Source organism: Herbidospora galbida, assembly GCF_005233835.1.
Taxonomy (GTDB): Bacteria; Actinomycetota; Actinomycetes; order Streptosporangiales; family Streptosporangiaceae; genus Herbidospora; species Herbidospora galbida.
The window spans coordinates 1-13,503 of record NZ_SZQA01000007.1 but is presented as its reverse complement, the minus strand read 5'-3'; the positions used below and the strand labels follow the sequence as shown (position 1 = coordinate 13,503).

The 13,503-nt window shown below is 74.5% G+C and carries 4 protein-coding genes; all 4 read right to left on the bottom strand.

Annotated features, from left to right (window positions below; translation table 11 throughout):
• Nucleotide 1: 1 nt before the first annotated feature.
• Nucleotides 2-250: an acyl carrier protein gene (locus FDA94_RS09665; RefSeq protein ID WP_137246710.1), complete on the bottom strand. Its 249-nt coding sequence runs from the start codon at nt 248-250 to the stop codon at nt 2-4.
• Between the two features lie 10 nt (nt 251-260).
• A complete protein-coding gene (locus FDA94_RS09660) occupies nt 261-1,109 on the bottom strand; it encodes a 3-hydroxyacyl-CoA dehydrogenase family protein (RefSeq protein WP_137246709.1) in 849 nt (282 codons plus the stop codon).
• Between the two features lie 41 nt (nt 1,110-1,150).
• Nucleotides 1,151-10,261: a type I polyketide synthase gene (locus tag FDA94_RS09655; RefSeq protein ID WP_137246708.1), complete on the bottom strand. Its 9,111-nt coding sequence runs from the start codon at nt 10,259-10,261 to the stop codon at nt 1,151-1,153.
• Between the two features lie 11 nt (nt 10,262-10,272).
• Nucleotides 10,273-13,503: SDR family NAD(P)-dependent oxidoreductase (locus FDA94_RS09650; RefSeq protein ID WP_137246707.1), on the bottom strand; the 3,231-nt coding region annotated here is incomplete at its 5' end.

Below are 13,503 nucleotides of genomic sequence, written 5' to 3'. Positions count from 1 at the left end.
GTCAGACCCGCGCGGGGGAAAGCCGGTCCACCAGCTCCGCCATGGTGTTGGCGGACCGGAAGTTGTCGATCTTCAACTCGTCGTTGGGGATGGTGACCTCGAAGGTCTTCTCGATGTACATCACCAGCTCCATGGCGAACAACGAGTTCACGAAGCCCAGGGCGAAGATGTCCTGGGTCTCGTCGATCTCCGCCTGCGGGTAGCGGGCGCGCACGAAGTCGAGGATCTGTTCCTTGGCGTTGCCGGACATGTCTGGCTCCTTAGTTGGCGTCGTAGGTGTAGAAACCGCGGCCCGACTTGCGGCCGTGCAGGCCGGCGTCGGTCATCTGCTTGAGCAGGGGGCAAGGGCGGTACTTGCTGTCGGCGTAGTGCTCGTAGAGCACCTCCACGCTGTAGAGGATGGTGTCGACCCCGATCAGGTCGGCCGTCTCCAGCGGGCCCATCGGGTGGCCGAAACAGCTCCGGAACACCTCGTCGACCGACTCGGCGGTGGCGACGCCCTCGTGGACGAGGAACGCGGCCTCGTTCACGGTGAGCATCAGGACCCGGTTGGAGACGAACCCGCAGGCGTCCTTGACGTCGATGGCCTTCTTGCCCATCGCCGACAGCAGGTCGCGGACCCGCTCGACGGTCTCGGCGGTCGTGTGGAAGCCGGGGATCAGCTCGCACGCCGGCTTGGCCGGGACCGGGTTCATGAAGTGCACCCCGACCACCTTGTCGGGGCGGCCGGTGACGGCGGCGACCTTGGTGATCGGGATCGCGGAGGTGTTGACGACGAAGATCGTGTCCGGCCCGCAGACCGCGTCCATCGTCTCGTAGACCGACCGCTTGACGTCCCAGTTCTCCGTCACGTTCTCGATGACGACGTCGGCCTTGGCGACCGCCTCGGCGCCCACCGCGGTGGTGATCCGGGACAGCACGTCGTCGGGGTCCAGGGCCGGGCCGCCCATCAGGCGGCTCATCCTGGCGTTGCGCCAGATGGTGGCGCGGGCCGCGGCGAGGATCTCCTCGTCCTTGTCCACCAGGACCACGTCGTGGCCGGTCTGCGCCAGGTTCTGGGCCACGCCGACGCCCATCACGCCGGCGCCCACCACACCGATAACTGTCATGACCTCTCCGTTTCTCTGGTTGTCCTGCTGACGGATGGCGCTCATCGGCGCCGGCGGGAGGCCGACGACTCCAGGCCCGAACGGCGGAGCTGGGCGCGGACGTGGCTGCCCCCGTTCTCGCCTGCCGTTCTCGACGCCGGTGCGGGTCCCGAGGTGAGGGCCTCGATGGTCGCGGCGAGCGCGGCCACGGTCGGCGCCTCGTACAAGATGTGCGGCGGGAGCTCGGCGAGGGCGAACTCGCGGCGCAGGGCGGCCACGATGCTGACGCCCAGCAGCGAGTTGCCGCCCAGCTCGAAGAAGTTGTCGAGCACGCCGATCCGGTCGAGGCGGAGCGCGTCGCCCCAGATGACCGCGATGGCCTCCTCCTTCGGCCCGGACGGCTCCTGGTAGGGCGTGACCAGCTCGGGCCGGGGATGCCGGTCCCCGCCGGCGCCCGCCACGGCGGGCGAGGTCACCGCCTCCAGGTTGAACCGCGCGCTGCCGGTGACGACGGTCTCGAAGTCCTGGGTGGAGACGATCACCCGGGGTTCGCCGCTGGCCAGGGCGCGCAGCAGCGAGCGGTACCCCTCCTCGAAGCCGATGCCGACCCTGGCCCGGTTCTCCTTGAAGAAGGTCTGGAGGCCCTCGTCGTAACCGGCCAGGCCGGCCTCCCAGGCGTTCCAGGTCCACTCGCCCCAGTCGATCGAGACGACCTTGCGGCCGGTCGCGGCCAGGCGCAGCGCGTAGCCGTCGAGGTAGGCGTTGGCGGCGCAGTAGTCCACCTGGCCGGGACCGCCGCCGGTGGCGGAGGTGATCGAGGAGAACAGCGCCAGGAAGTCCAGCTCGATCTCGCCGGGCTCGCCGATGCGGAGGGCCTCGGCCAGCGCCCGCGTCCCGGCGATCTTGGGGGCGAGGACGGCGTCCAGCTCGCTCGGCCGCTTGAACTGCATCAGGCCCATGGCCGGGAGGCCGGCCGCGTGCAGGACGCCGTGGAGCGCGCCGAACCGCTCGATCGCCGTGTCGACCGCCCGCTTCACGGCGGCCGGGTCGGCCACGTCGCCGACCACGATCTCGACCTCGCCGCCGAGGTCACGGACGGCCTGGACCCGCCGGGCGGCCTCGTCCCGGCCCGGCAGGCCGGAACGGGCGAGCAGGACGAGTTTGGCCTTGACGTCGCGGGCCATCCGCTCGGCCAGGCCGAGCGCGATGCCGCCGAGGCCGCCGGTGATCAGGTAGACGCCGCCGTCACGCAGCGGAGTGGCGTCCGGGGTGGCCATGGTCTCGTAGCCGGGCAGGTAGCGGCGGCCCCGGCGCAGCGCCACGATCCGGTCGGTCTGCGGGCGGGCCAGCTCGGCGACCAGGCCTGAGGGGGTGTCGAGGTCGATGAAGCGGGTGGTGACCCTCGGGTACTCCAGTGGGATCACCAGCGACGGGCCGATCAGCGTCGAGCCGTCGGGGTTGCCGACCTCGCCGGGGAGGACCTCCTGGGTGCCGGAGACGGCGACGTCCAGCGACCAGCCGTCGACGCCCGACTCGCCCGCCGCCCTCGCCAGGGCGACCAGGGTGTGCAGGCCGTACTCGACGGTGTCCTCGCCGGGCTCCAGGGTCCACAGGTGCACGACCCGGTCGAGTCCGTGACCGGCGGCGCGCAGGCCGCGCAGGAGGGCGAGTGCATCGGCGACGTTTCCCGGGCGGACCGTGTGGCCGTCCCCGACGGCGGCGTAGCCCCCGCCGGGGCGGACCTGGATGACGGTCGCGCCGGTCGCGGCGAGTTCGGCGGTGACCTCGTCGGCCGCGCCCTCGCGGGTGAAGACGAGCCAGGTGCCGGGCCGGTCCGCGGCGGGCGCGGGGGCCGCGGTCTGCCGCCAGACCGGCAGGTGGAGCCACTGTTCCTCGGGCAGCTTGGGCAGGCTGGTGATCGCGTCGAAGAGGTTGCCGCCCTCCAAAGCCAGCGGCTTCGCCTTCGGCTGGGGCGCGTCCGCCGACCCCTCGATCCAGTAGCGGCGCCGCTGGAAGGGGTAGGTCGGCAGCGGGATCCGGCCCGGCAGGCCGGCGGTCGCGGCCTCGGGCAGCCGCCCGTGGTAGGCGTTCCAGTCCAGCTCCGCGCCGACCAGCCAGAGCCGGGCCAGGCACCCGGCCAGCGCCTCGTCGTCCGGGCGCGGGTCGCTCGCGCCGGGCAGCGCGTGCAGGATCAGCGGCCACCGCTTGGGCGGGCAGCCCGCCCCGCGGACCAGCGCGCCGAGCGACTGACCCGGCCCGATCTCGACCACGGCCAGTTCGGGGTCGGCCAGCAGCGTCTCGACGCCCTTCCCGAAGCGCACCGTGCCGCACATGTGCTCGGCCCAGTAACCCGGGTCGCAGACCAGGTCGGCGTCGGCGATTTCGCCCGTCAGGTTGGAGATGTAGGGAAGCTCCGGCGGGTTCAGCCGGATGTTGGCCTTCACCCAGTCGGTCAGCTCGCCGGTGACCGGCTGGAGCATCCGGGAGTGGAACGCGTGCGTGGTGTCCAGCGCCCGGCACGGGATGTCGGCCCGGCGCAGCTCGGCGACGAGCCGCTCCATCTCGTCCGACGGCCCGGCCACGACCGAGACCTGCGGGCCGTTGACGGCGGCGAGGTCCAGGCCGCGCCGCTCCAGCCGGAACTTGCGGCGCACGTCCTCGGCGGGCATCGAGACGGCCACCATCGACCCGGCGGGCATCGCGCCGATCAGCTTGGCCCGGTGCGCGACCAGGGCGATCGCGTCGGGCAGCGAGAGCACGCCCGCGAGGCAGGCCGCGACGTACTCGCCGAGGCTGTAGCCGAGCATCAGCCGGGGCCGCACTCCCCAGGCCATGAGGGTGCGGGCCAGGGCGTACTCGATCGCGAAGAGGGCCGGCTGGGCGATCTCGGTGCGCTTCAGCGTGCCGGCCCGGTCGTCCTCGGCGTTCCCGGCCCGGCCGAGCAGGACGGCCAGGTCGGCGCCCGCGCCGCGCCCGCCGGCGACCAGGCCGGGCAGGTCGACGCCGTCGAGCGGGCCGCGCAGCAGCTCAAGGCATTCGTCCAGGGCCGCGCGGAACGCGGGTTCGCGCTCGTAGATCTCGGTGACCATGCCCGGGTACTGCTCGCCGACGCCCGCGAACAGGAACGCCGTCTGGCGGCCCTGCACGGTGTCGACCCGGGAGAGCAGACCGTCCTGGGCCGCTTCGCCGGTGAGGATCCGCGCGGCCTCGGCCGTGGCGGTGGCGACGACGACCTTGCGGTGCTCGAACGTCTTGCGGCCCGCCTGGAGCGTGTACGCGGCGTCCGCCAGACGCGTGCCGGGAGCGGCCGAAAGGTGTGCGCCGAGCCGCCGGGCGGCCTCCTCGGCGGCGACCGCGTTGCGGGCCGAGACCGGCAGGATCTGGTGGCGGCGGCCCTTCTCGTCCTCGATGGCGGGGGGCCGCGCCGGGGCCTCCTCGATGACCATGTGCACGTTGGTGCCGCCCATCCCGAGCGAGTTGAGCCCGGCGATCCTCGGCCGGCCGTGGCGGGTCCGCCACGGGGAGAGCTCGGCGTTCACGTAGAAGGGGCTGTTGTCGAAGTCGATCTCGGGGTTGGGGGCCGTGTAGTGCAGGCTGGCCGGGATGACCTGGTTCGTCAGGGCGTACGAGGTCTTGATCAGGCCGCTCGCGCCGGCCGCGCGGTCCAGGTGGCCGACGTTGGTCTTGACCGATCCGATCGGGCAGTACCCCGTCTCCTCGGTCGGGCCGAACGCGCGGGTCAGCGCGGCCACCTCGATCGGGTCGCCGAGTTCGGTGGCGGTGCCGTGCGCCTCGACGTAGCTGATGTCCTCGCCGGTGACCTCGGCGTCGGCCATCGCGTCGGCGATCACCCTGGCCTGGCCGACCACGCTGGGCGCGGTGTAGCCGACCTTGAGCGCGCCGTCGTTGTTCATCGCGGAGCCGCGGATCACGGCCCAGACGTGGTCGCCGTCCCTGATCGCGTCCGACAGGCGCTTGAGCAGGACCACGGCGGCGCCGTCGCCGAACATGCTCCCCCTGGCCTGCGCGTCGAAGGTGCGGACGTGGCCGTCGGGCGACTCCATGCCGCCGGGGCCGAAGACGTGGCCGACCTTGTCCGGGACGCGGATCGAGACGCCCCCGGCCAGGGCCATCTCGCACTCCCCCGCGCGCAGGCTCTGCACCGCGAGGTGGGTGGCGACCAGGGAGGTGGAGCAGAACGTCTGGACGGCCACGCTCGGGCCGTGCAGGTCGAAGAGGTAGGAGACGGTGGTGGTGAGGGCGTCCTTGTCGTTGCCCATGATGATCTCGTAGTGGCTGACGTCCTCGTCCTCGCGCAGCAGGCGTTCGCCCATGTGGAGGAGGTAGGTGCTGATGTTGGCGCCGCCGTAGACGCCGACCCGGCCGCGGTGCTCGGGGGCGCCGTAGCCGGCGTGCTCCAGGGCCTCCCAGCAGACTTCGAGGAACAGGCGCTGCTGCGGATCGGTGAGGGCGGCCATGCGGGGGCTGATGCCGAAGAACTGGGCGTCGAAGCCGGCGACGTCGTCCAGGATCGGGCGGGCGGGGACGTACGCGGGATCGTGGACGAGGGCCTCGTCGACGCCGGCGGCCCTGAGCTCCTCCGGGGTGAAGAAGCTGATCGACTCGACGCCGTCGCGGAGGTTGCGCCAGAAGGCGTCCACGTCGCCGGCGCCGGGGAAGCGGCCGGCCATGCCGACGATGGCGATCCGCCGGTCGTCGTCGCTCTTCGTCGCCGCGACGGGGGCGGCGGGCCGGGGGACGACGGCCCTGGCCGGGGTGGCCGTCGCGCCGCGTTCGTCGAGGATGACCGCCAGCCGGTTGACGGTCGGGGCCTCGAAGAGCAGCACCGTCGGGACGGCGACCCCGAACCGCTTCTTGACCAGCGCCAGCATCTGGAGCGCGACCAGCGAGTTCCCGCCGAGGTCGAAGAAGTTGTCGCGGGTGCCGACGGGCTCGACGCCCAGCACCTCCGACCACAGCTCGGCCAGCGCGCGCTCGGTGCCGGTCAGCGGCGGGCTGTAGGGCTGCGGCAGCTCGGGCCGGGGGAAACGCTCGGCGGAGTGCGCCGGTCCGGCCTCGGCGGTGACCTTCGGCAGCCGGTCGGCCAGGCCGCCCGCGGCCACCACGACGGCGGGCCTCCCGAGCGCGATCACCTGGTCGAGCGCGGCCAGGGACTCGGCGGCGGTCATCGAGTGGGCGGCCATGGTGGCGCCCATCCCGCCTTGGAGGCGCTCCAGCGTGACCGACCAGGTGTCCCAGCTCGCGGCCACCCATCCCGGCCGCCGGGCCAGGGCGGTGAGCGCGGCGTTGGCGGCCGAGTAGCTGCCGAAGGCGATGCCGCCCAGGATGGAGGAGGTGGACGAGAACAGCACGCAGAAGTCCACCTCTGGCAGCACCTCCGCGAGGACGCGGGCGCCGGCGACCTTCGCGCCGAAGTGGCGCTCGACGGCGGCCTCGGTGACGTCCCGGAGCGGGAGGAACGTGTCGGGCCCGGTCTCGGCGGCGGCGTGCACCACCCCGTCGACCCGGCCCACCCCGGCGAGCATCGCGCGCATCGCGGCGGCGTCGGTGACGTCCACGCGGGGGGTGAGCACCTCCGCGCCGAGCGCGCGCAGCCGCTCGGCGCCGTCGCCGCGCGGGCCGCTCCGGCTGGTCAGGATCAACCGGCCGGCGCCGGCCCGGATCAGGTGCTCCCCGACGAGCAGACCGACGTCGCCGAGACCGCCGGTGATCAGGTAGGTGCCGCCGGGGCGCACCTTTGGGGCGACCTTCGCCTCTGCGGCCGGGACGAACTCCCGCACGTGGCGGCGGCCGTTCCGGTAGGCGACGAGGACGTCGGCCGACGTCCGCCGCAGCTCGGCGGCCAGGACGCCGGCGTGACCGGCGGCGCTCGCGCGCGGATCCAGGTCCACGCCGCGGCAGTCGAGGGCCAGATACTCCTGGTTGCCGACGATCGGCAACGTCGCCGCGGCCGCCTGGGCCGGGTCGGCGTGCTCCCCCGGCGCGACGGCCTGGCCGCCCAGCGTGGCGACGACGACCCGGGTGCGGTCGTCGCCTTCGTCGCCGAAGGCGTCCAGTAACCGGGCCAGCGGCACGACGGCCCGGCCGTCCGGTCCGCCGTCCGGGTCGAGGAGTCGGAGGTCGGCCACCACGGCGGGGCCGCTCTCCGCCAGCCGCCGGGCGAGCGCGACGTGGTCGGCGGCCGAAGCCGGGTCGACGGTGAAGCCGCCGGGGATCTCGGCGAACGAGGCTCCCGCCCGCACTGTCACGACCTCGCCGCCGTCGGCGCGGAGCGCCTGGGCCAGCGCCTCGGCGACGCCGGTGCCGTCGGCGAACAGGACGTGACGGCCGACGGTGTCCGTCTCGGCCGGCAGCGCCTCGGCGGCCCAGCGGGACTCCAGGAGCTGAACGTGGTCGGGGTCGGCCGCCAGGCGCGGCGCCTCGGCGGGACGCCCGGCCGGGGCGTCGATCCAGTAGCGCTCCCGCTGGAAGGGGTAGGTGGGCAGCCCGACCTTGGCGGCCGGCCGGTCCTGCTCGTAGCCGGGCCAGTCGATCGGGACGCCGGCCAGCCAGAGCCGCCCGACGGCCTCGGCGAGCACCGACCCGGCCGGGCGCGGGTCGGCGGCGGCCGGGAGGGCTCCGACGACCAGCGGCCAGCGCTCGCGCGGGCAGTCGCGGTGCGCCCGGACCATCGCGCCCAGCGACTGACCGGGGCCCAGTTCCAGCAGGGCGTGGTCGCCCTGCGCCAGCAGCGTGCCCAGCACGGCGTCGAACCTGACCGGTGCGCACATGTGCTCGGCCCAGTAGCCGGGGTCGGTGGCCTGCGCCTCGGTGATCAGCTCGCCGGTGACGTTCGACACGTACGGGATCCGCGGCCCGGAGAGCCCGATGTTGGCGCCGATCCAGGCCGTCAGCTCGGCACGGACCGGCTCCATCATCCGGGAGTGGAAGGCGTGCCCGGTGGCCAGCGGGCGGCACGGGATCCCGTCGGCCGCCAGCAGCGCCCGGACCGCCTCCATGGCGGCGGGCTCGCCCGCGACCACGGTCAGGTCGGGGCCGTTCTCGGCGGCCACGTCGATCTCCGCGACGCCGGCGCGCGCGATCCTGGCGGCCAGGTCGGCCGCGCCGAGCGGGACCGCGCTCATCGCGCCCTCGGGCAGCGCGTCGATCAGCGTGGCCCGGTGCGCGACCAGCGCGAGCGCGTCCGGCAGCGAGAGCACACCTGCGAGGCAGGCGGCGACGTACTCGCCGAGGCTGTACCCGGCCAGCACGGACGGGGTGACGCCCCAGCCGATGAGGGTCGTGGCCAGGGCGTACTCGACGGAGAAGAGCGCGGGGTGCAGCAGCGCGGTCGGCATCGCGTCGGTGGTCGCGGCGTCACGGCCGAGCAGGGCGCCCAGGCCGCCTCCCGACCGGGTGTCGCGGGGGCGGAGCATCTCCTCCAGCGGGTCGGCGCCGTCCATCCGGTCGCGCAGGATCGCGCGGCACTCGTCGAGAGCGGCCCGGAACGCGGGTTCGGTGGCGTAGAGGTCCTCGGCCAGGCCCGGGTACTGCTCGCCGGTGCCCGGGATCAGGAAGCCGACCGGGCGGTCGGCGCGGCTCTCCGCCCGCCCCTGCACACCGGCGTCCCGCATCCCGGCGACGGCCTCCCCGGCCGTGGCGGCGACCAGGAACCGGCGGTGCTCGAAGACGCGGCGGCCGACCCGCAGGGTGTGGGCGACGTCGCCGAGCCGCAGATCGGGGGTGTCGGCGAGGTGGTCCGCGAGACCGGCGGTCAGCTCGTCGGCGGCCTTCGCCGAGCGGGCCGACCAGACGAGCAGCTGCGGCCGGGACGTCTCCGCCGGCCGGGAGAGCGGCGGGGCCTCCTCCAGCACGACGTGCGCGTTGGTGCCGCCGATGCCGAAGGCGCTGACCCCGGCCCTGCGGACCCGGCCGGCCCCGCGCGGCCACGCGCGCAGGGCGGTGACCACGTCGAGCCGGGCCTCTCCCGCGCTGAGCTGCGCGTTCGGCGTGGACAGGTTGCGGGTCGGCGGGATCTCGCCGTGCCGGAGCGCGAGCGCCGCCTTGATCAGGTTGGTCACGCCGGCGGCCCGGTCGAGGTGGCCGACGTTGGGCTTGACCGAGCCGATCAGCAGGTTCTGGCCCTGGAACACCTGCTGCAGCGCGGCCAGTTCGGCGGCGTCGCCGAGCGCGGTGCCGGTGCCGTGCGCCTCCACGTAGTCGATGTCGGCCGGCGCCAGACCGGCGGCGGCGAGCGCCTCGGCCATCACGGCCGCCTGTCCCTGCACGCCCGGCGCGGTGAAGCCGACCTTGCGACCGGCGTCGTTGTTGACCGCCCAGCCCCGGATGACCGCGTAGATCTGGTCGCCGTCGGCGAGCGCGTCCTCCAGCCGGCGCAGCGCGACCACGCCGACCCCGCTGCCGAGCGGCGCGCCGAGGCCGCCCGCGTCGAAGGCGCGGCATTCGCCGTCCGGCGGGGCGATGCCGCCCTGCTGGTAGAGGTAGCCGACGCGGTGCGGGACGCCGACCGCCACGCCGCCGGCCAGCGCGAGGTCGCTCTCGAAGGCGGCCAGGCTGCTGGCGGCGGCGCAGATGGCGACCAGCGAGGTGGAGCAGTAGCTCTGCACGGAGTAGCTGGGACCGGACAGGCCGAGGGTGTGCGAGACGCGGGTGGTGAGGGAGTCCTTGTCGTTGGCCAGGCCCACGGCGAGCTCGCCCATGACGGCGCCGACCTCGCTGGGCACCAGGTTGTTCTGCAGGTAGGAGCTCCAGGCCGAGCCGCCGAAGACGCCGATCGCGCCGTCGAAGCGGGTGGGGTCGCAGCCCGCGTCCTCCAGCGCCTCCCAGCTGTGCTCCAGGAAGAGCCGGTGCTGCGGGTCCAGGATCTGCGCCTCCTTCGGGCTGAACCCGAAGAAGCCCGCGTCGAACAGCTCCACCCCGTCGATCACGGCCCCGGCCTTCACGTAACCGGGGTCGGCGAGCAGTTCCTCCGGTACGCCGGCGGCCCGGAGCTCCTCGTCGGTGAAGCGGGTCACCCCGGACCGGCCGGCCCGGATGGCGGTCCACAGTTCGGCCACACCGGAAGCGCCGGGGAACCGGCCGGACATCCCGACGATCGCGATGTCGGTGCCCTCGTCATCAATCACGTCGTCAGTCACGTCGTCAGCTCTCATGTCGGGCGTCCTCACTTCCGCGTCCCCGAGCGGGCGCGGCGACGCCGCGACCCCCGCGCCGAGCTGGTGTCCAGGGCCTGGCGGGCGCCTTCCGCGGCGTCTCCGGCCACCGCCGCGGCGAACTCCGCCACGGTCGGGTGTTCGAACAGCACGGCGGGCGCGATCGGCACGCCGAGCTCCTTCTCGATGGCGAGCACCATGGCCATCCCGACCAGGGAGTTGCCGCCGAGGTCGAAGAACGGGTCGTGGACGCCGACCCGGTCGATGCCGAGGTAGGCGCCCCACACTTCGGCGATGGCGATCTCCGGCTCGGTCCGGGGGGCGGCGTAGTCGGTGCGGAGCTCCGGGCGCGGGAAGCGCTCGCTGAGCGAGACGGCCGTGGTCGCGCCGACCAGCGCGTCGATGTCGACCATCGCGGACCAGTCGCGGAGCACCTCGCGGAGCGGCTGCCGGACCGCCAGGACGCTGCCGTGCCCACCGGCCACGATCCGGTCCAGCAGGGCGCAGCCGGCCTCGTCGGCGAAGCCGTACCGCTCGCGGTAGGCGCGCACGCGTTCGGCCAGGCCGGTGGCGGACTTGAGGCTCTCGGCCTGCCAGTCGTCGTGCTGCCAGGGGCCCCAGGCGATCGACACCACCCGGGTGGAGGGGGCCGAGGCGGCGAGCGCCTCGCCGTAGGCGTCCAGGACGGTGTTGGCGGCGCAGTAGTCGCTCTCGCCGATGCCGCCGAACGCGGTGACGGCGGAGGAGTACAGGACGAGCAGTTCGGGCCGCCGGTCGGCGGGGGTCTCCGGGCCGACCAGTTCGGCCAGCGGGCCCATCGCGAGGATCTTGGGAGCCAGCACCGCTCCGGCGTCCGCGAGCGACCTGCGCCGCGCCATCCCGCCGGCGGGGAGCCCGGCGGCGTGGACGACGCCGGTGAGCGTGCCGAAGTGGTCGCGGCAGCGCTCCAGCGCGGCCCGCAGTTCGGCGGGTACGCCGACGTCGGCGGAGAGCAGCAGCACCTCGGCCCCGCCGGCCTCCAGTTCCGCGACGTCCCGCAGGGTGCGCCCGGTCTTGCCGCCGGGGTCTTCGGCGCCGTCGCGCGAGAGCGCGGTCCTGCCGACCAGCGCGAGCCTGCGCACCCCGGCCCGGACCAGGTGCCTGGCCAGCGCCATCCCCAGGCCGCGGGTGCCGCCGGTGATCAGGTAGACGCCGTCCTCCCGCCACGGCGACGGCGGATCGGGGACGGCGGGCACCTCGCCCCAGCCGCGCAGCCAGCGCCGGTCGCGCCGCCAGCCGGAGACCCGGTCGGACCCGGCCTCGGCGTCGTCGCGGGCGACGTCCAAGAGCAGTTCGCAGCCGATCTGACCGGCCTCGGCGTCGACGTCGGTCGCGCCGGGGTCGAGGTCGACGCCGGTCCAGTCCAGGCCCGCGTACTCGTGCCGGATCGCGCGTCCCAGACCGTGCGTCACGGCCCGGTACGGGGCCGTCGCGTCCGCGCCGAGGATCTCGGTGGCCCCCCGGGTGACGGTCAGCAACCGTACTGCCCGGTCGCCGAACGCCTGGACGGCGAGCAGCAGGCTGTCGAAGCCGTACCCGACGGCGGCGCGCGGGTCGTCGGCGAGGAGGCTCCACAGGTGGGCCACCCGTACCGGCCCGTCACCGTCACCGGCGGCGGCGAACACCTCGGCGTAGTGCGCGGGGTCGCGGGGGTCGATGACCAGGCGGCGGCCCTCGCGGCGCAGCTCGGTCCCGGCGACCACCTCCAGGACCCGCGTGCCCGCGGCGGCGGCGCGGTCGGCGAGTGCCGCGCCGACGCCGCCGGAGTCGGCGAACACGATCAGCGATCCGTCCAGCCGCAGGTCGGCGGGGACGGACGGGCGCGCCGGGTCCCGCTGCCAGGCGGGAGCGAAGCAGAGGTCCGCCGGTTCGGCCGGCCGGGCGGACGGCACCGGCGAGCTGCTGCCCTCGACGATCTCGGGCCAGTAGCGGGTCCGCTGGAACGGATACGCCGGCAGGCTGACGACGCGGCCCGGTCCCGGCTGGACGCGCTCCCAGGTCACGCCCGCGCCGAGTTCCCACAGCCGGGCACAGGTCTCCAGGAGTTCGACCCGGGCATCACGCGGTTCTCCACCGGTCCAGGAGGCCGGCAGGGTGCCGAGGACCGCCGCCCCGGACCCGCCCGCGAGGTTCTGCCGGACCAGCCCGCCGAGCGTCTGCCCCGCGCCGAGTTCGACGAACACGTCGATGTCCTGCTCGACGCAGTGCCGTACCGCGTCGGCGAACCGGACCGTGCTGACGAGCTGGTCGGCCCAGTACGCGCTGCTGGTGGCCTGTTCGGGGGTCATCGGCCGGCCGGTGAGGTTGCACAGGATCGTGGTGGACGGGGCCTGCCGGGGCACCGACTCGATCAGCGCGGCCAGCTTCTCCCGCGCGGGTTCGAGCAGCGACGAGTGGAAGGCGTGCGCGGAGCGCAGCGGGCGGCAGGCGACGCCCGCTGCGAGCAGCCGGTGGGTGACGGCGTCGATCTCGTCGACCGGGCCGCTGAGGACGGTCATCGACGGGCCGTTCAGCGCGGCGATCCCGATCCCGGCGCCGTGGGCCCGGATCTGGTCTCCCCCGGCCGCGACCGCGACCATCTTGCCGGCCGGGATTGCGCTGATCAGGCGGGCGCGTTCGGTGACGACGCGCAGCGCGTCCTCCAGGGTGAAGACCCCTGCCAGGGTGGCGGCGACGTATTCGCCGAGGCTGTAGCCGAGCAGCGCGTCCGGGCGGACGCCCCGGTGCGCGAGCAGCTGGGCCAGCGCGTACTCGACGGTGAACAGGAACGGGTGGGCGACCTCGGCGTGCGCCAGCCGGTCATCGGCCTCCGAGGGGCCCTGCGGCGCCCGGCCGAGCAGGACGGCCAGGTCGCCGGGGTCCGCGGCGGGCCGCTCGTGGAACAGCGGGCGCAGGTCCACGTCCCCGACGAGCTCGATGCAGCGATCGACCGCCTCGGCGTAGACGGGTTCGGACTGGTAGAGCTCCCGGCCGAGGCCGGCGTACTGGTCGCCGACGCCGGGGAGGAGGAAGGCGACGCGCGGCCGCCCCTTGACGCGCGCGGCGGGCCCGGACGAGGCGGCGGCCCGGAGGCCGCGGACGGCCCCGGCCACGTCGTCGCAGACCAAAACGCGGCGGTGGTCGTGCTCGGCGCGGCCGACCCGCAGCGTGTGGGCGACGTCGGCCAGGTCGGCGGCGGGGTGGTCCTCCAGCCAGGAGGCGAG

Coding starts and splice junctions, on each gene's coding strand:
- FDA94_RS09665 (WP_137246710.1), bottom strand. CDS start 250: ATGTCCGGCAACGCCAAGGAACAGATCCTCGACTTCGTGCGCGCCCGC.
- FDA94_RS09660 (WP_137246709.1), bottom strand. CDS start 1,109: ATGACAGTTATCGGTGTGGTGGGCGCCGGCGTGATGGGCGTCGGCGTG.
- FDA94_RS09655 (WP_137246708.1), bottom strand. CDS start 10,261: ATGAGAGCTGACGACGTGACTGACGACGTGATTGATGACGAGGGCACC.